Origin of the sequence: Myxococcus sp. MxC21-1 (assembly GCF_032612255.1) — a bacterium.
GTDB lineage: Bacteria > Myxococcota > Myxococcia > Myxococcales > Myxococcaceae > Myxococcus > Myxococcus virescens.
On sequence record NZ_CP123278.1, the window covers coordinates 5,083,817 to 5,104,835 of the forward strand.

General features: G+C 69.9%; 1 protein-coding gene and 3 pseudogenes. All 4 read right to left on the reverse strand.

Going from position 1 to position 21,019, the window contains the following annotated elements:
* Nucleotides 1–5: 5 nt before the first annotated feature.
* Nucleotides 6–5,569: pseudogene (locus QEG98_RS42060) on the reverse strand (type I polyketide synthase).
* A gap of 10 nt (nt 5,570–5,579) precedes the next feature.
* Nucleotides 5,580–14,498: pseudogene (locus tag QEG98_RS22685) on the reverse strand (amino acid adenylation domain-containing protein).
* Entirely contained in the window at nt 14,495–18,760 is a 4,266-nt protein-coding gene (locus tag QEG98_RS22690; protein WP_316567942.1) for a type I polyketide synthase, read from the reverse strand. The pseudogene QEG98_RS22685 and the gene QEG98_RS22690 overlap by 4 nt, the downstream one beginning before the upstream one ends.
* Nucleotides 18,760–20,969 (reverse strand): annotated as a pseudogene (locus QEG98_RS22695) (beta-ketoacyl synthase N-terminal-like domain-containing protein). The gene QEG98_RS22690 and the pseudogene QEG98_RS22695 overlap by 1 nt, the downstream one beginning before the upstream one ends.
* Nucleotides 20,970–21,019 lie beyond the last annotated feature (50 nt).

Here is a 21,019-nt window from a genome sequence, read left to right on the forward strand (position 1 = left end):
GAGTCTCATCTGGTGAGCGCGCTCTCCAGCTCCTGGTCGATGAGGGACGTCAGCTCCTGCTCTGACAGCCCTTGAATCTCCGCGGAGAGCGCGCCCTGCGCCTCCCGCGATGCTTCCTGCTTCTTCTGAACCTCGGTCCCCAGCTCCAGCTCCAGCTCCTCGGCCAGATGCGCGACGAGTCCGTTCACGGTGGGGAAGTCGAAAATCAGCGTCGAACGCAGGCTTCGCCCGAGACTGCTCGCGAGCCGGTTCTTGATTTCAATGGCCAGCAGCGAATCGACGCCCAGCTCGAACAGGCGCTCGTTTCCGGACAGCCGCTCCGACTCCGGCATGCCCAACGTCGCGGACACCTGCCCCGAGACGTGCTGACGCAGCAGCTCCGCCTTGCGATTCGGCGGCGCCGCGTCCAACTGCGCGCGGAAGGCCGGCGCTTGCACCCGCTGTGGCACGCTCCCCAGCAAGCCCTGGACGAGCGCCTGCCGCGCGAGCCCTGGCAGCTGCTCCGCCAGCCGCGTCCAGTCCACGGGGAAGACGCCCCACTGGACTTGCGCGCTCCCGATGAGGCGCTCCAGCACGCTGAAGCCCTGCTGGACGGGGATGGCGCCGAAGCCCTGCGCCCCCGGCCGCGCGGAGGCTGCCCGCTCCAGCCGCGCCGCCATGCCCGTCTCCGCCCACGAGCCCCAGTTGAGCGTCAACGCGGGCAACCCCTCCGCGTGGCGCAGATGGACCAGCGCATCGAGGAAGGCATTCGCGGCGACGTAGTTCGACTGGCCCGGCGACCCGATGAGGGATGCGGCGGACGAGAAGCAGACGAAGAAATCCAGCGCCATGCCCTGGCTGAGCGCATGGAGGTTCCACGCGCCCTGAAGCTTGGGGGCCAGCACCTCCCGGAACTGCTCGGGCGTCTGGTTGGCGAGCGTTCCGTCGCGGAGGACGCCCGCCGAATGGATGATGCCGCGCACGGGCGGGGCTTCGCGCAGGCTCGCGAAGAGGTCCGCCATGGCGTCGTGAGACGCGATGTCCACCCGTGCGACCCGCACCTTCACGCCCTGGGCCTCGAGCGCATCGAGCTGGGCGCGGGCTTCAGGCGCCGGAGCACTGCGCCCCATCAGGACCAGATGCCGCGCGCCCTGCGCCGCCAACCAGCTGGCGGCACGCAGACCGAGTCCCCCAGGCCTCCCGCGACGAGATAGGTGGCCTCCGCGACGATGGACACCTTCTTCGCCGCGACCGACCGTGAACGGGCCCGCTCGAGCCGGGGGTGTAGAGACCGCCGCCACGAATGGCAGCGCCGGACTCCCCATCCGGCAACGCGAGCGCCCGCACGAAGGTGCCCAGGTCTTCGGACCGGGGCTCCGCGGGCAGGTCGATGCGGAGGCACCGCAGTTCGGGCAACTCCGTCGCCACAGCCTGTCCGAAGCCCCACAGCGGCGCCTGCGCGACGCGGGCGCCGTGCGTATCGGAGGGCAGGCTTTGCGTGCCTCGCGTCACCAGCACCAGCCGGGGCGACGCGCCCTGCCCATGCGCCAGGGCCTGCGTCAACCGCAGCGCGCCCAGGCACCCCGACTCCTGAGCCGCGTCGAGCCGGCGCCCGCGTCCCCCGCCTGGTCCCCCTCATCGAGGCCCCAGAGGTACAACAGCCCCGTGGGAGGCTGATTCGCCCACGCCTCGACCAGCCGCGCAGGGTCCTCCGGGTTGGCGGGATTGATGCGGAAGCCCTCTGGCGTGCTGCTGAACGACGCCCCCTTGCGAACCAACGTGCAGCGCTCGCCACGCTGCGAGAGCACCTGCACCAGGTCCGAGGCGAAGTCGTCCTCGCTGGCGAAGACGGCCCAATGTTGCTTCGCGGAGTGGGCTTCCTCCGGGACGGCACGCGACACCCAGTTGAGGCGGTACAGCCAGTCCTGGAAGTCGTTGTCGAGCCCACGCAGCAACACATCGCGTTCGGCCTTGCGCACCGAGAACCCGGACACGACGGCCACCACGGCGCCATCGTCGTCACACAGGGTCAGGTCCGACGCGGAGAAGCCCTCTTGTCCCTCCCGGGGAGGCTGCGCCGCATACGTCCAGACCCGCTCCGGCAGCGGCCGGTACAGGTCCAGCGTCTGCAAGGCCACGGGGAGGTGCAGCGCGTCTTCCGCTGTGAGCTGCGACACCGCCGCCGCCGTGCGCAAGCAGCCGTCGAAGAGCGCCGGGTGGACGCGGTAGTGCCCGCTCCGGTCTTCCACCTGGCCCAACGACAACGCGGCCCCAGTCCCCCGATGCAGCGACGTCAGCACGCGCAGGGACGGCCCATAGTCGAGCCCGTGGTGCGTGAAGACGGCGGAGAGTTCATCGATGGAGACAGGCGTCGAGCAGTCACGGCCCCACGCCGCCCGATCCACCGATGGGGCCACGGCGCTCAGTGCCGACACCCGGCACGTCACATGGGTGACCCAGGCCGCGCGCGCGCCGCCCCGCCCTCCTCCGAGCGCTCGTCCCCCCGGCTCACCACCTTGCACGCAAGGCCCGCCTCACCCTGGTCCTCCAGCAACGTCTGGACGACCCGCGTCTGCTGTTCGGGGAGCACCAGCGGCTGGAGCAGGGAGATGTCCTCCAGCCGCAGCGACTCTGTTCCGAGCACCTGCGCCGCCGCCGAGGCCAGCATCTCCACGTAGGCCGCCGCGGGGACCACCGCCTTGCCGTACACCCGATGGTCCGCCACGAAAGGCAGGGTTCCCGCCGACAGCTCACTGGAGAAGACGGTCGTCCCCTCCTTCAGAGCGGCGGATTCCAGACGCGTCCCCAGCAACGGGTGAGTCGACGCACGGCGCGACGTGCGCGTCCACGGCGCGGGCACGTCCAGCCAGTACCGCTGCCGCTCGAAGGGATAGGTCGGCAGGGCCTTGCGGGTCCGCCCATAGCCCGCATCGAAGCGCTCCCAGTCCAGCCTGGCGCCGCGCACATACAGCTCGGACATCGCGCGGAGCAGGCCGGCCCAGTCGGAGCGACGCGGGTGAAGCGTCTCCAGCCACAGCGCTTCTTCACCCGCCACCACGTCCCGCGCGAGGTTGGACAGCGAGGGCTTTGGGCCCACCTCCAGGAACACACGCACCCCGCGCTGGAGGAGCGTCCGGATGCCCTCCTCGAAGCGTACGGGCTGGAGGACATGCCGGGACCAGTAGGCCGGCTGGGTGATGGCCTCACCTGCTTCGCGTCCGTCGAGGTTCGAGATGAGGGGAAGGCGCGGCTTCTGGAAGGAGGCGCGGCTCGCGGCCCGCTCGAACTCCGCCAGCATGGGCTGCATCAGCGGAGAGTGGAACGCGTGTGACACCTTCAGTCGCCGGCTCTCGATGCCCGCCTCCACGAGCGCCTGGACCACGGTTTCGATGGCCGTGCTGTCCCCCGAGATGACGGTGTTCCGCGGCCCGTTGATGGCCGCCAGCGTCACCCGGGGATGCCCAGCGATGAGCGGCAGCACGCGCGATGGCTCGGCGAACACGGCCAGCATCGCGCCGCGCTCGGGCAGCGCCTGCATCAGCCGAGCGCGCTCAGCCACCAGGGGCAAGCCGACCTCGGGCTCCAGGACGCCCGCGAACATGGCCGCCGCGTACTCGCCCACGCTGTGGCCCAGGACCGCGTCGGCGCGCAGTCCCCACGCTCGCAGCAGGTGCGCCAACGCCAGCTCCAGCGCCACCAGCGCTGGCTGGGTGTATCGCGTCTCGTCCAGCGCCCCTTCCGTGTCCTGGAAGAGCACCTCGGTGAGCGGCCGTTCCAGGTGCGGCTTCAGGATGCCCTCGAAGCGCAGGAGTTCCCTGCGGAACTCGGGCTGCGTGTCGAACAACTCCCGGCCCATGCCCGCGTACTGGGAGCCCTGGCCCGTGAAGAGGAACGCGACGCGCGGTGCCTCGGCGTCGCGGCGGCCTTCCACGCAGGTCCCGGGGACGGTGGGCGTTCCACGGCTGAACGCGCGCAGCGCCTCGGACAGCTCCTCGGAGGTCGAAGCCGTGAAGGCCGCGCGCTCTTCCATGGCGCTCCGGCCGGTGTTCGCCGTGTGGCAGACATCCGCGAGCCCTTCCGCGGGGCCCAGCGACAGCGCCTCCGCGATGGACCCGGCCAGCCTGCGAAGACTGGCGTTCGAGCGTGCTGAGAGCGCCAGGACGTGCCGCGGGCGTTCCACATCCCGGACCGGAGACTTCGGCCGTGGCGCGGACTCCAGGACGACGTGCGCGTTCGTCCCCGAGAAGCCAAACGAGCTCACCGCCGCGAAGCGCGACTCCGTCCCCTGCCACGGACGGCGCGCGGTCGGCACTTCGATGGACAACTGCTTCCAGTCCACATGCGGCGTGGGCGTGCGCAGGTGGAGATGCGGCGGGACCTCCTCGTTCGCCAGGCACAGCGCGGATTTGATCAACCCCGCGATACCGGACGCACCTTCGAGGTGCCCCATGTTCGTCTTCACCGAGCCGGCCATCAGCGGCTGCTGCCGTCCCGTCCTGTCGCAGTAGACAGACGCGAGGGCCTCCAGCTCGATGGGGTCGCCCAGCGACGTCCCCGTCCCGTGGGCCTCGACGTAGCCCACCTTCGCGGGCTCCACCTGTCCGTCCCGCAGGGCATCCCGGATGACGCGCTGCTGGGCAAGCCCGTTGGGTACCGTGAGCCCGCTGGTCCGCCCATCCTGGTTCACCGCCGAGCCGCGAATCACCGCGACGATGGGGTCCCCATCCGCGATCGCGTCCGACAGGCGCCGCAGGAAGACGAGCCCACAGCCCTCCCCTCGCCCGATGCCGTTCGCCGAGGCGTCGAAGGTCTTGCACCGGCCATCGGGCGACAGCATGTGCGTGCGCGACTCAATCAGCGTCGCGACGGGAGAGAGGACCAGATTCACCCCGCCCGCCAGCGCGAAGTCGCTCTCCCGCTGGCGCAGGCTGCGGATGGCCAGGTGCACCGCGACCAGTGACGAGGAGCACGCGGTATCGACCGTGAGGCTGGGCCCTTCGAGCCCGAAGGAATACGACAGACGTCCCGCGGCGACGCTCGCGCCATTTCCCGCGCCGGTGTGGGCGTCGATGAGCTCCGGGGACTGGGTGGCAATCTGCGTGTAGTCCTGCCCCATCAGCCCGACGAACACGCCAGTCCGCGTCCCGCTCAGGCTCGTCGGGTTCCGGCCGGCACGCTCCACGGCCTCCCAGGCGACCTCCAGCAACAGCCGGTGCTGCGGGTCCATCCGCGCCGCCTCACGCGGGGAGATGCCGAAGAAGCGCGGTTCGAACTGGTCGATGTCCCTCAGGAAGCTCCCGTGGCGCGTGTAGATGCCACCGGGATGGTCCGGGTCGGGGTGGAAGAAGCTGTCCGCGTTCCACCGGTCGGATGGAATCTCGGTGACGGCGTCCACGCCCTCGGAGAGCAGGCGCCAGTATTCGCCAGGGCTGGTAACGCCCCCCGGGAAACGGCAGCCGATACCGACAATGGCAATGGCCCCGTGCTTTTCCTGCTCATGGGCATCGAGCTTCGACTGCGTCTCCTGCAACTTCAGGAGTGCGCGCTTCATCAGCTCGCCGTAGCTCGTATCGCTTCCTTGCGCTGACATCGATCCGTCCCTAGTTCATCTTCGACAGCTGCTCGGAGAGCAGGTGCGCGAGGTTCGCTTCAGCCAGCCCTTCCAACGGGCTCTCGACCGGGGCGTCTGACTTCGACGTGACGCGCGCTTCCTCCGTGAACTCCAGGGGGATGAACGCGTCCATGAGCTGCGTCGCGAGCTTCTCTGCCGTCGGGTAGTTGAAGACGAGCGTCGCCGGCAGCGAAACGCCGAGCCCGCTCTGAAGCCGGTTCTTGAGCTGGAGCGCCGCCAGCGAGTCGATGCCCAGCTCGTGGAACCCACGCGCCGGGTCGATGGACTCGCTGGAGCCCGCGCCTCGCATCCACGCCACTTGCTCGCGCACGTAGTCCATCAGCAACTGCCGGCGCATCTCGGTGGGCGCCGCCGTGAGCGTGTCCAGGAACGACGCGCGCTCCTCCGTGCGCTCGCCCCCTGCCCGCTCGCGCAACTCCGCGACGTAGGGCGTGGACCGGCCACTTCCGAAGACAGCCCAGTCGATGGCGGCCACGCCGACCTGCGGAACGCGCGACGTGAGGAGCAGCTCCAGGGCGCGCAGGCCCTGCGCCTTCGGAATGACGCCGAAGCCCGGCGTCCGAGCCTCCTCACTCACCGACACCTGGGCGCCCGCGTCACCGGCCCAGATGCCCCAGTTGATGCTCAGGGCAGGCAGCCCCAGGGCACGGCGGTGGTGCGCCAGCGCATCCTCGAAGGCGTTCGCCGCGCAGTGATTCGACTGTCCCGCCGAGCCGACGAGCGATGCAACGGAGGAGAACATCACGAAGTAGTCCAGCGGCAGGCCCGCGGTCAGGCGATGCAGGTTCCAGGCGCCACGCAACTTCGGCCGCAGCACGGTCTCGAAGCGCTCCCAGCGCTGCTGCCGCAGCACGCCGTCATCCAGCACGCCGGCCGAGTGGAACACGCCCCCCAGAGGGGCCATGTCCCGCGTCACCTCGTTCAGCAGCGCGGCCAGCGGCTCCGCCTCCGCGATGTCGACCTGCCGGTACTCGACACGGACACCCTGCTGGCGCAGGTGCTCCAGGCGTTCCACCGCCTGCGGCCCCGGAGCCCCCCGGCCTGTCAGCACCAGGTTGCGTGCCCCCGGCTCGCCAGCAACTCCGCCGTCAGCAAGCCCAGACGTCCGAGCCCGCCCGCCACGAGGTAGGTGCGGTCCGGCCGAAAGGCTTCGACGCGCTCCGCGGACGCTTCGACGAGCTTCCGTGACTCGGCCCTCCGGAGTCGCGCGACGTAGCGGCCATCGCGATAGGCCACCTGGTCCTCCGCCACCTCCGCGCGGCGGCGAATCTCCTGCGCGAGCAGCTCCACCTGGGCGCTCGATTCGCCCTGGGCATCGAGGTCGACACACCGGCAGTCCAACTCCGACGCCTCGATGCCCAGAGGCCGCGCCATGCCCCACAGCAACGACTGGGCGAGCCCGGGCAACGGAACGCCCGGCTTCACGGGCTGCGCGCCGCGCGACACCAGCCACACCGTTCCGGAGTACCCACGGTCCAGCAGGAACTGGAGCACGCCCAGCGCGCCACCCCCCGTCACCCGAGCCGCCTGCCCCAGCGCATCCGCATCCAGCGTCTCCGCTTCCGCGGCCTGAGAGCCCCACATCAGGATGACGTCGGACAGTGCCGCCGGAAGTGGCAGCTCTCGCAAGGCCTCCATGAGCGCGTCGGGCGCGTCGGGGACCTCGAAGGTGGTCTCATCGATACGGCGCGGCTCCGTGCCACGGATGGCGACGAAGCAAGCGCGGCCATCGCGCGTCAGCACCTGTGCGAGCTGCTGCCCCGTGCCGTCGCGCTCCGAGAGAATCAGGCACGCGCCGCTCGCGGGCACCAGCGTCTCCGGACGAGTCCCTCCAATGCGAGCGGCTCCCACCGCCGCTCGTAGAGCCACTCATCCAGCGAGGTGGAGAGCGCGGCACGCAGCGCCTCCTGGCTCGTGCGCTGAAGCTCCAGGCCGCGCACCCAGGCGCGCAGCGCGCCATCTCTTCCGAAGATGCGGACATCCGCGCGCAACCGCTTCCCAGCCTCGTCCACCGGCCGCACCACGGCATGGCTCCACACGCCGTCTTCGATGCTGCCCAGCACGTGAAGGCGCTCGATGTGCACCGGCACGTACAGCTCGGTGCCATCCATGTCCGGATAGGCGCCGCCCACCACCTGAAGGCAGGCATCCATCAGGGCGGGATGCGCGAGGTAGCCACCGCCGCTTCCGAGGCCCGCCGGGCGCTCGATGCGCGCCAGGACCTGCTCGCCTTCCCGGCGCAGCTCGGTGATGCCCTGGAACTCCGGCCCGAAGTCGACGCCCGCGTTCCGTGCTCGCTGGTAGTAGTCCTCGACGGGAAGCGGGGTCTGCAGGTCCTTCAACACGCTGTCGAGGTCGTGCGCCTCGGTGGCCGATGCATCATCACCGAGGACGGCGAGCGTGCCCGTCGCATGAAGGCTCCACGCGCCCTCCGAGCCCTCACCCATCCGGCTGAAGATGCGCACAGCGGCCCTGCCCTCTCCGTCGCGGCGCACGGCGCACTGCACCTTCCGCTCGGCATCCTTCGGGAAGGTCATCGCGTTGAGGATGGCCAGGTCCGTCAACTCCAGCGCGGTCGTGCCCAACAGCCGGGTTCCGGCGGCCAATGCCATCTCGACGTAGCCCGTCGCAGGCAGTGTGGGCGTTCCGAAGACGCGGTGCTGGCCCAGGAACGCCTGCGAGGCAGGCCCCAGCGTGGCCTCGAACAGCAGCTCGCCGGCCTCCAGGACGGCCAGGGGCACGCGCTCGCCAATCAGCGGGTGCTCGGCGCGGGAAACGCTTCGCCCGTTGGGACGCTGGAGGCCCGCCCCCTCCTCCCAGTAGCGCTGACGCTGGAAGGCATACGTCGGGACTTCCACCTTGCGCCGTGGGTAGCCGGCATCCACGGCCGCCCAGTCCACCGGAACGCCGCGCACGTACAGCGCCGCCAGGCTCTCCAGCATCTGCCGCCAGCCGCCGTCATCGGCGCGCAGGCTCGGCAGCCGGTGCCCGCGCCCTCGGGCACCGAGCGCGCCGCCATGCCAAGCAGGGTCGCCTTCGGGCCGACCTCGACGAAGACGCGCATGCCGTCGCGGTACAGCGCCTCCACGCCCCGGCCGAACTGCACCGGGTTGCGAAGCTGGCTGCACCAGTAGTCCGGCGTGCAGAGCCCGTCCGTGATGAGCTCGCCGGTCATCCCGGAGACCATCGGAATCGACGGCGGCGAATAACGCAGCGACGCGGCGATGGCCCGGAACTCCGGGAGGATGGCCTCCATCATCACCGAGTGAGCCGCGCGCGGGATGTTCAGCCGCTTGACCTTGTAGCCCTTCGCGTCCAGCGCCCGGCCTATCTCCACAATCTCCGCGGGGATGCCGGAGATGACGACGTTGTCCGGCCCGTTGACGGCCGCGATGGAGCTGGCCCAACCGCCCTGGGCGAGGAACTGGCGCAGCTCCGGCTCCGCGGCGGAGACCGCGATGTTGCTGCCCTCCGGAAGCTGCTGAATCAACCGTCCGCGGTGAACGGCCAGCTTCAGGCCATCCTCCACGCTGAACACGCCCGCGATGCAGGCCGCCGCCAGCTCGCCCGTGCTGTGTCCCAGCAATACGTCCGGCTGGATTCCCCACGACATCCACAGCTCGGCCAGCGCGTACTCCAACACGAAGACCACCGGCTGGGCGTAGTCGAGCTGGTCGATGGGCGATGGCGTCCCCGGCTCCGCATAGAGGACGGAGATCAGCGAACGGTCCCAATACTCACGGAGCATCTGGTCGAACGAGTCGATGCGCCGGCGGAAGCCCGGATGCGTCTGGTACAGCTCGCGCGCGGCTCCGACGTACTGCGAGCCCTGACCGGAGAACAGGAACGCGACCTTCACCGCCTGCTTCGTGTCGGCCTCTCCCTGGATGACTCCCGGGTGCTCGTCCTTCCGCTCCGCCGCGCCCAGGACGGCGGCCACCTGCGCGGCGTCCGCCCCCACCACCGCGAGCCGGTGGTCGAAGGCGACACGCCCGGTGTTCGCGGAGAAGCACACGTTCGCGAGCGATGCGCCCGGTGCTTCGAGCGCCGCCCGGTAGCGGCCCGCGAGCTGCCGCAGCGCCTCCGGGCTCCGCGCCGAGAGCGCCAGGAGGTGCCGCGAGCGGTCCAACTGCTGCACGTCCTGCGCTGGCGTCGCCTGCGGCGGCGCCTCTTCGACGACCACATGGACGTTGGTGCCGCCGATGCCGAACGAACTGAGCCCCGCCCGCAGGACACCCTGCGTCGCGGTCCACGGCCGGGCCTTGTCCACCACATAGAAGGGCGTCTTGTGGAGCTCCAGCCGCGGGTTCGGCGACTGATAGTGGAGCGTGGGCGGCAAGGTGCGGTGCTGAAGCGCGAGCACGACCTTGATGAGCCCAGCGATGCCCGCCGCGCTGTCGAGGTGGCCGATGTTGCCCTTCACCGAGCCCAGGCCGCACGACTGCGTCTGGACCTGTCCCCCAAACGCCTCCGTCAGCGCGGAGACTTCGATGGGGTCGCCAATGGCCGTTCCGGTGCCATGGGCTTCGACATAGGAGATGGACCGCGGGTCCACCTTCGCGTGCTGATGCGCACGGCGCACCACGTCCGTCTGGCCCTCGACACCGGGCGCCATGAAGCCCACCTTGCGGTGCCCGTCGTTGTTGATGGCGGAGCCCTTGATGACGGCGAGCACCCGGTCCCCATCCGCCAGTGCCTGGCTCAGGCGCTTGAGGACCACGATGCCAGCGCCGCTTCCCGGGATGGTCCCGTTGGCCCCGGCGTCGAAGGGACGGCAGTGGCCGTCGCGCGAGAAGACGCTGCCTTCCTCGTACAAGTAGCCCACGCGGTGGGGGACCTTGATGGCCACGCCGCCCGCGAGCGCCAGGTCGCAGCTGCCCTCGTTCAGCGCCGCGCATGCCTCGGACACCGCGACCAGGGACGTGGAGCACGCCGTCTGGACGTTGATGCTGGGCCCGCGCAGGTCGAGCTTGTAGGACACCTGCGTGGCCAGGAAGTCCTTGTCCTGGGCCATCAGGTCCTGAAAGAAGCCGATGGGGCGCGTCAGGTCCGGGTAGGGATAGCGATAGTGGCTGACGCTCTTCCCGGCATACACACCGACGAGCCCGTTGCGTCCCGACGGCGGATAGCCCGCGTGCTCCAGCGCCTCCCAGGCGCACTCCAGGAACACCCGCTGCTGCGGGTCCAACGCACGCGCCTCGCGGGGCGTCAGCGAGAAGAACTCCGCGTCGAAGGCGTCGAAGTCCTCCATCACCGCCGACGAGCGGACGTACCCGGGATTCCGGAACGCCTCCGGACTGACACCCGCGGCCAGCAGCTCGTCATCGGTGAAGGTGCCCACCGACTCCACGCCCTGCATCAGGTTCTGCCAGAACTGCTCGGGCGTCGACGCCCCGGGGAAGCGGCAGCTCATGCCGATGATGGCGATGTCCCGCGCATCCTCCGTCCGCGGCGTCTCCTCGCGCGGCGCGAGCGCCACCTCGGGCTTCGCCTCTCCGCCCGCCGCCGCGAGCACGGCCGCGAGCACCTTGACGGTGGGCCTGCCGAACAGGTCCGTGACGGGAACCGACAGCCCCAACTTCTCCTTGAGCTCGAGGTGGAGCTTGATGAGGTGCACCGAGTTGGCGCCCAGCTCGAAGAAGTTCCGGTCCGGGTGGACCTCTGGAACCCCCAGCACCTCCGCCACGGCCTTCGCGATGGACTGCTGAAGCGCCTGGGCCTCACGGCCTGGACGGGCGGCGACGGCGGGCTTGCTCTCCTCGCGCTGCGTGGGCCGGGCGACGTGGTCCGGATGAGGCAGCGCCTTGCGGTCCACCTTGGCGTTGCGGGTCAGCGGCAGCGCCTCCAGCACGACATAGGTCGCTGGGACCAGGTGTTCGGGCAGCTTGCGCGACAGGAACTCGCGGACGTGCCGGGTATCCACACCGCGCTTCGTGTCCGAGGCGACGACGTAGGCGACCAGGCGCTTCTCGTGGTGCTCGCCGACCGCCCCGACCACCGCCGCGCTGATGCTCGGCTCCTGGAGCAACGCGGCCTCGATTTCACCCGGCTCGATGCGCTGTCCACGGATGGAGAGCTGGAAGTCGACGCGGCCGAGGAACTCGATGGTGCCATCCGGCAGGTACCGCCCGAGGTCGCCGGTGCGGTAGAGGCGCTCGCCCGTTCGTGGATGCACGGTGAACTTCTTCGAGCCCGCTCCCGCGCCCACGTAGCCCAGCGCCACACCCACGCCCGCGCAGCACAGCTCGCCGGGCACCCAGATGGGGCGCTCGTCCAGGTGCTCGTCCAGCACGTAGTACTTCGTGTTCGAGATGGGCTTTCCGTACGGGATGCTGCGGCGCCGCTCGTCGGCTTCGACGACCGGATGGGAGATGTTCCACAGGGACGTCTCCGTCGGGCCGCCGACGCTCATCAGCTTCACGTCGCCGAACTTCGCCCGCAGCCGCGCGGGCATGGTAACGGGGAGCCAATCTCCGCCGAGCATCACCAGACGCAGCGGGCAGGTCAGCCGGGCGTTGCTGCCTTCGAGATACGTCAGCAGCATCTCCATCATCGCCGGCACGGTGCTCCAGATGGAGACGCCATGACGGGACATCAGCTCGGCCCAATGGGAGGGGTCCCTGCGCGAGGAGGCGTCCGGCATGACCAGGGCCGCGCCCGCACTCAGGGTTCCGAAGATGTCGTAGACGGAGAAGTCGTGGTGGAGCGCGCTGAGCGCGATGACGCGGTCATCCGGCCCGACGCCGAACTTCCGGTTCGTCCACTCCACTCCGTTGACCATCCCGGCGTGGGTGAGCATGGCCCCGTTGGGCTGGCCCGTGGAGCCGGAGGTGTAGAGGATGTGCGCCAGGTCCTCGGGCTTCTGCACGGGCGCCAGTGGCGCCTCGCTGTACTCACTGAAGGCGTCCGGCGTGACGACCAGCACCTGCACCCCTTCGGGCCAGGACTCCTGGGCGAACTTCGGCTGCGTCACCGCCAGCTCGGCGCCGCCGTTCCGCATCATGTAGACGCGCCGCTCGTGCGGCAGCCCCGCGTCGATGGGCAGGTACGCCGCTCCCGAGCTGAGAACCCCCAGCGCGGCCACGACCTGCTCCCACCCCTTCTCCATCACAATCGCGACGATGCGGTTGGGCGCGGCGCCACGCTCGCGCAGCGCATGTCCGAGCCGGCTGGAGCGCCGGGCGAGCTCGCCATAGCTCAGGCTGACGCTCGACGAGGCCAGCGCCAGGGCGTCCGGGCGCGCCGCGGCGTGGCGGTAGAAGCCCGTGTGGAGCAGCTCCCCGCTCCGCGGACGCGCCGTGTCGTTGACGCGGGCCAGCAGCTCCACCTGCCGGACCGGACGGGTGTCCAGCCCCTGCTGGTCCCACGCCGCGTCGTCCTCCGCCAGGCGCCGTAGCAGGGCGCAGAAGCTGGAGAACATGTCTTCAATCATGCCGGGCGGGAACAGCTCCTCCGCCACGTCCCAGTTCAGGAAGACGCCGCCCCGCTGGTAGACAATCTGCAGGTCGATCCACACCTGGGGCGTCTGCGTCAGCGCTTCGATGAGCTCGCCGAACTCCTCCGCCAGGAAGTCGACCCAGTGCGAGTCCTTGCTCTTGGAGTGAGACGCGAAGCTCGTCATCACCACCGGCATGATGGCGCCCGCGATACGGCCCTGGGCCCTGAACAGCTCCCGCAGCAGCTCGACGCCGCTGACCTCACGGTGCTCCAGCGCCAGGAAGAGCTGGTCCCGGATGGCAAGGGCCCGCTCCGTGAACGTCCGCTCCGGCCGGTGGTCCACCTCGATCAGCGTGAAACTGGCGAAGGTTCCGACAATCTCGTTGACCTGGGGATGAAGGGGCAGCCGGTTGAAGTGCGGAACGTTGAGCGTGAAGCGAGGGCTGCGGCTCCAGCGCGCCATGACCTCCGCGTACGCCGCCAGCAGCAGCTCCGGCTCCGTCAGCTTGCGCGCGCGGGCTCGCTGCTTGAGCGGCTGCCAGATATCCGGCCCCAGCCGTTCGAACACGCGCCCGAAACGAGGACGCCGGAGCGAACCCGGGTCCTTGTCCAGCGGGAGGTCCGGAGCGGGCGGGAGAGTCGGGAGGCGGGAGCGCCAGTACTCGAGCGAACGCGCGTAACGAGCACCGCGCGCATGCTGCACCGCCAGCGCGTAGTCCCGGAAGGACAGGTCCAGTTGGGGAAGCGCGGGCGCCCCGCCCAGGTGTTTGTAGAGGTGGACGAGCTCCCGGTAGAGAATCTGGAAGCTGTAACCATCGATGAAGGTCCCATCGATGCTCATGAAGAGGCGCGAGCGGCCCCCATCGAGCTGGCACACGCGGAGCTCGAACAACGGCCACTGGTCGAGCGCCAGCACCTGCTGCGACAGCCGCTCACGGATGGCCTGGAAGCGAGCCTCCGTCTCTTCCTGTTCGCGTCCGCGCAGGTCCTCCACGGGCAGGACGTAGCGCGGCACGTCGGGGAGGATGCGCTGCTGGAAGCCCGGGAGCGCCACCACCCGAAGCATCTCGTGGCGGGCGATGAGCAGGTTCCAGGCGTCCTCGAAGCGGGCCAGGTCGAGCGCGTGGCAGTCAATCTCGTTGTACGCGTGCATCGCCGCGTTCATCTCGAGTTCGGCCTGCCGGCCCACGCTGTAGGCCTGCTGGATCTCCGTCATCGGGAACGGCGCGTGCCGCTCCTCTGGCCGGGGCGTGATTTGCGGCAGCGCCTCCGCCTGAGGCATGCGCTGCTCCGACAGCAGGGTCAGCAGCGCTGCCTTGTTCGCCACGAGCTGCTCGCGCAGCGCTCCCGGAATCTCGCCCGTGGGCGAATCGACCGCGAGGCGGTCCCCCTCCACCGACAGCTTGATGCCGTGCCCAGCGAGGGCCTGAAGAAGCTCATTCAATGTCATAGCAGGACCCGCTTCGAATCATTGCGCTCCGAGGAGGCAGCGCCGAGCACACTGGCCACAGCGAGCTTTTCGAGAAGCTCAGCCGTCACCTGCTCAATGGAACTTTCATCGACGAAACTCTTGAGAGGCATGCTCACGTCGAGTTCGCCCAGCACCATGTCCCGCAACTCGAGCGCCATGATGGAGTCGAACCCCAGCGCGTCGAACGAGTCCGTGGACGAGAGCTTCGCCGTCGGAATCTTCCCGACCTCGCTGATCATCTCCTTGAGACGCGCCTCCAGGACGCTGCGGCGCGCGGAGCCTTCCAGCGCGAGCAACACCTCGCGCAGCTTGCGCGGCGCCACCACGACGTCAGGTACGTCATCGGTGACGGACGTGGGCCGGAACAGCGACGAAGCCACGATGGAGGGATGGCTGGCAGTCCATCGCGCCACATCGAAGCGCGCGATGCCCCGGGTGACGCGGTTCTCCGCGAGCACCAGCGCCATGGCCGCCAGGGCTTCATCCACGGACATGGGCGACATGCCCCGCTCCGCCAGCCGGTCGCCACGCCGGGCATCCGCGACGGCCATGCCGACCTCGCCCCAGCTCCCCCAGTTGAGGCTGATGGCCGGCAGGCCCCGTGCGCAACGGAAGTGCGCCAGCGCATCGAGGAACGCGTTGGCCGCGGCGTAGCTGGCCTGCCCCGGCGAGCCCATCAGCGACGCCGTCGAGGAGAACAGGACGAAGTGCTCGAGGGTGGTGTCGGTGGCCAGCGCATGGAGGTTCCAGGCACCGTCGACCTTGGGGCCCATGACCGTCTCGAAGTCCTGGGGCTCCCACTGCAACAACGAGCTGTCCGCCAGCACACCCGCGCTGTGGAAGATGCCCCCCAGCGGCGCTCCGCCTCGGCGGACGGCGGCCAGCATCTCCGCCACCGACTCCGGGCGGCTCACATCGACGCGGAAGGTCTCCACCCGCGCGCCCGCCGCACGCAGCGGCGCCAGGGCCTGCCGGGCCTCGTCGGTCTCTCCTTTTCTTCCACAGAGGGCAAGGTGCCGCGCGCCGCGCTCCACCAGCCAAGAGGCGAGCCGCAGTCCGATTCCACCGAGCCCGCCCGTAATCAGATACGTGCGGTCTTGCCGGGGACGAAACGCTCCCGCGCCTTCCGGAATCGTCTGGGTCTGCGTGAGCGAGGGCACCAGCCGCTGCTCGCCGCGCAGCACGACCTCGTCGTCGTCAGCGGCAGCAGGGACCTTGCGCGCCAGCTCCGTCACCAGCGCCCCGAAGGCCGCGGGTTCGATGTCGATGCGCTTGCAGGCAAGCTCCGGGTGCTCGTAGGCGACAACCCGTCCCAGGCCCCACAGCGGCGCGCCAGCAATCGCCGTGGGACCAGCCGCTCCGCCAGCGGCTTGCGAGCCCTGGGTGACGAGGAACAACCGAGGCAGCGTAGGCACCGACTGCCGCGCCAGGGTCTGCACGAGCGACGCCGCCGCGTGGACCTCTCGCTGAACCGATGTGTGCAGCCCTTCCAGTGATTCGGGGTGCTCCGAGCCCGACAGGTAGATGACGCCTCGGGGCGCCGGGCTCTCGGACAGCCACTCCCGCAGCACCGACGCCAGCTCGGAGCCCACGATGGCCACGCGCACCGTGCCTCCGGCGGTGGAAAGCGCGTGCCGAAGCGACTCCGAGGCAGCCGGCTGCGTGCTCACGATGAGCCAGCGTCCCTCCGCGTCCACGGGCCCCTGCCCCACCGCGCGCGCATGCCACGTGAGTTCGCAGAAGAGGCCCCGGGGGGATGCATCCCGGACGGGCTGCACGCTCCTCGGCGCTGGAGCGACGGTTCCGTCCCACCAGTAGCGCTCACCCTGCCACGGGTACGTCGGAACCACCGTCTTGCGCGCCCCCGTGAAGAGCCCCTCGAAACGAATGGAACCTCCCGAGGAGTACCCACCCGCGATGACGCCCAGGACACCCGCCCAGGCATCATCACCGGGCCTGCTGGCACGCAGGATGATGGCCTTGCTTCCCCGGCTTCGTGCAGCGGCCTCCAACGCCTCCCCAACGGAAGCCTCACAAGAGACCTGGATGAAAGCCGAGGCGTTCCGCGCACCCAGGTGCGCCACGGACGACGTCACGTCGCTCACCGCAGCGCGCTGCCGCTCCCAGTACGCGCCCGGCACCGTGGCGCCCGCTTCGATCCAGGCGTCATCGACGGTGGAGAAGAACGGGCACTTCACGGGTTGAGGACGCACGGGCTGCGCTGGGGCCAACTGCAAGGCGAGCCGCACGGCGTCTTCCACGCTGAGTGCGCCCGCGACCACTCCCGCGGAGAGCGCTCCCACGCCGAAGCCGGAAACAGCGGCGGGGGTCAGACCGCACGCGCGCCAGAGCTCCGCCAACGCGAGCTGGAGCACGAGGAGCGCGCCCGCCGGGTGTCCTTCGCCCGCCTGCGCTCCCGCCACCTGTTCGATGACGGACCCACCTGCCACCTGCCGGAGAACCGCATCCACCTTCTCCGCGTGGGCTCGGAAGACATCCCGGCCCAGCAGCTCACGCAACAACCGGTTGGCCTCGGGCTCGGTGCCACCGAAGAGGAAGACGGGCTCACCCTCGCCTGAACCTCGAGTGACACCCGGCGCATCGCGTCCCTCCGTGACAGCGTGAAGGGCCGCTCGAAGCGCCTCGGGCGTCGTCGCCACGAGCGCCGCACGGTGCGCATGGTGTGAGCGTCCAGCGCCCGCCATGAAGCACGCATCCTGGAGCCGCGCTCCAGGACCGGCCTCCGACACGTACCGGAGCCATGACGCCGCCAGGGTGCGCAACGCGGGCTCCGAGCGCGCGGAGAGGGGCAACACATACGGCCCGGCGTCCGCGGCGGCATGGGCGGCCTCCGCGTACGCCTCGACGAGCGCGTGCGCGTTCACACCGCTCATCCCAAACGAGCTCACGGCGACGCGATGAGGGCCGTCCTTCTCCGCCAGGGCCGTGCGCGCTCGAGGCACCGCGAGCCCTGAGCCCTCCCACGTGAACTCCGGGGTCGGGTGCTCGAAGTTGATGGAGGGAGGCACCTCGCCCGCCTGGAGCACCAGGACGGCCTTGATGAGTCCCGCGATGCCGGCCGCGGCTTCCGTGTGACCGATGTTCGGCTTGACGGAGCCAATCCACAGCGGGCGCTCCGGCGTCCGCGATGCGCCATAGACGCGCGACACGCCGTCCAGCTCGATGGGATCTCCCAGCCGCGTTCCCGTCCCGTGCGCTTCCAGGTAGTCCACCTGGCCGGGCTCGATGCCCGCGCGCTGCAACACGCGCCGGTACAGCGCTTCCTGCGCCCCGACGTTCGGCACCGTGAGACCACCGCTCGCGCCGTCGTGGTTCATGCCTGTGCCACGCAAGGTCGCGAGGATACGGTCGCCATCCCGGACGGCGTCCCGCAGCCGCTTCAGGACGACCACGCCACAGCCTTCCCCCTGCACCATGCCGTCCGCGTCCCGGTCGAACGTGCGGCAATGGCCGCTGGGGGAGAGGGCTCCCGCCTTGGACAGGAACACGCTGAGTTGCGGCGCCAGGATGAGCTTCACGCCTCCGGCGATGGCGAGCGTCGACTCCTCCGTCCGCAGGCTCTGACACGCCAGGTGCACGGCGGACAAAGAGGACGAGCACGCGGTGTCCACCGCCATGCTCGGCCCTTCGAGCCCGAGGAGGTACGACAGCCGGCCCGGGACATAGCTGGCGTCCACACCCGTGGAGTAGTGGGCGCTCACCTTCTCCAGCCCGCCCCCCGTGACGAACGCGTAGTCCTTCGCGTGGACGCCCGCGAAGACACCGGTCCGCGTCCCCTTGAGCAGGTGCGGGGGAATGCCAGCGTCCTCCAGGGCCTCCCAGCTCACCTCCAGGAAGAAGCGCTGCTGCGGGTCCATGCCCTCGGCTTCACGCCGGGAGATGTGGAAGAACTCCGCGTCGAACCGGTCCACCTCGTCGACGAAGCCGGCGCGGCGCATGGACAACTTCCCGGGCCTGGAGGGGTCCGGGTCATAGAGCCCCTGGAGCGCCTGTCGGTCGCTGGGAATCTCCGTCAGCGCCTCTTGTGCCCCCCACAGCAGGTCACGGAACTTCGCGGGGCTGGTGGCGCCCCCTGGAAAGCGGCAGGCCATGCCGATGATGGCAATCGGCTCCCGCTCACCATTCGAGGCCGTGGCCAGCTTCTTCTGCAGCTTCTCGATGGTCAGCAACGCCTGCTGGAGTGGCGACAACTCCGCCATGAATCCGTCCTTGCGGTTCATCACGCGACCTCGAGGCTGAGTTCCGCCAGCGTCCGGGCGATCTGCTCGCGCGCTTCGTCCTCGGACAGCCCGGCAATGCGCTCCATCAGGCCCTGCTCCTCCTGCTCGGGCGTGCTCACGTCGCCCGGGTTCGACGGCAGGCGGCCACGCCGCGCCTCCAGCAGGGACAGCAGCCGCTTCGCCAGCGACTCCAGCCGGGGCAGCTCGAAGAAGAGCGTCGTCGACAGCGGGAGCTCGAGCGCCCGCGAGATGCGCTCCTTCAAAAACGTGGCCCCAATGGAGTTCAGGCCCAGTTCGAAGAAGGTCCGCCCCTGCACATCGAGCGTCGCGGGCTCGACCTCCAGCACGTCCGCGAGGTGCCCACGCAGGAACGCCCGCATCTGGGCCTCGCCATGCACATCGGGAACGCGGGAAGCATCCCCAGCGGCCAACGCGGCGGCCTGAAGCAGGGTGGCGGCATCCGGCCGCGCGTCCTTGGGTGAGCGGCAGACTTCATCGGGTGAAAGCCACTCGGGCCACAAGCGCTGACGCTGGAAGGGGTAGACCGGCAGGCTCACGCAGCGCCCTGCACGCACCGGGAACACCTCGGGCGGCACCACCCCATCCGCGACGAAGACACGCCCGGCCTCCACCTGCTCCAGCGGCATGCCCTCCTGAACCAGGAGCGTCGTCTCACTCGGCGTCGCAAGCGAATCGAGGAGCGCCACGAGCCCCGCCCGGTCGCCAGCAATCACCACAGCACGGTGCCGGTGGTGCTGACGCTTGAGCGCCGCCGTGAAGCAGACATCCTCCAGCGTCGCCACCGAGTCCGGCGTCGCGGCGAGGAAGTCCCGAAGCTGGAGCGCCCGCTGACGGAGCGCGTCCTGAGAGAGCGCCGAGAGCGCCAGGAAATGGACCGGCGCTGGCGTCCGCTCCAGCGCCGCGGCCGGAGCCGCCTCCAGGACCACGAAGCCGTTGGCCCCCCCAGGGACGTGGACACGATGCCCGCTCGCAGAGGCACGCCCGGCTCCCGCGCGGCCCAGGGCTCCAGCTCCGTCTGGATGCTCAGCCCGAGCGCGTCGAACGAAACCAGCGGGTTGGGCGCGTCCACGTGAATCGTCGGCGCCAGCGTGCGGTGGTGCAGCGACAGGCACACCTTGATGAACTGGGCGATGCCCGCCGCGGCGCCCAGGTAACCCACGTTGTTGCTGATGGCGCCGAGCCTGCAGGGCAACGGCCGCTGCGTCCCGAGCGCCTCCCCGATGGCCTCCGCCTCGGCCGCGTCGCCCTTGAGGAACGACGAACCATGCAGCTCGATGTAGTCGATGCTCGCCGGCGCCACCCCGCCCTGCGAGCACGCCTGCCGGATGACGTCCGCCTGCGCCGAGGCGCTGGGCGCCATGATCCACTCGTTCCGTCCGTTGTGATTGACGGCGCTGCCCCGAATCACCGCGTACACGCGGTCACCGGGCTCCACCTTGGACAGGCGCTTGAGGACGACGACGCCAGCGCCCTCCCCGCGCACGTAGCCGTCCGCCTGGGCATCCAGGGTTCGGCACTGCCCCCGGTCGGAGAACACGCCGGCCTGGGACAGCATGATGCTGCTGTCCGGCGACAGCATCAGCTCGACGCCCCCGGCGAGGGCCATCTCCACCTCGCCCAGCGTCAAGCTGCGGCACGCCTCATGGAGGGCCACCGTCGAGGAGGCACACCCCACGCTCGACACGGTGCTGGGCCCCCGGAAATCAAACGCGTAGGAGAGCCGGTTGGCCGCGAAGGACGCCGTCGTTCCCAGGACGGAATAGCCATCCAGCGCGGACCAGTCCCGCGCCAGCATCCGCTGGAAGTCGCTGAAGTTGACGCCCATGAAGACGCCCGTGCGGCTCCCTCGCACGGCGTCGAAGGGCAGGCCCGCGTCCTCCAGCGCATGCCATGCACACTCGAAGAGGAGGCGGTGCTGCGGGTCCATCTGCCGCAGCTCCCGCTTCGACAGCCGGAACGCCGCGGGGTCGGCCAGCTCCACGCCTTCAATCAGTCCGGCCTTGCGGTTGCGAATCGTCCCGGGGCGGTCAGGTGCCGCGTCGAAGAGCGCGGCCGAAGGCCAGCGCCCGGACGGAATGTCCCCCGTTGCATCAATCCCATCACACAGCATTTGCCAGAGCGTACGCGGGCAGTCCGACATGGGGAAACGCAGCCCCAGTCCAATCACAGCAATGGGTTCACACCACATCAGAGCACGGCTCCGCTGGCGACTCGAAAGCCGCTCAGACTTATCACCTG

Excerpts from the sequence above, each read along its gene's own strand:
- QEG98_RS22690 (WP_316567942.1), bottom strand. The coding sequence starts at position 18,760 with ATGAACCGCAAGGACGGATTCATGGCGGAGTTGTCGCCACTCCAGCAG.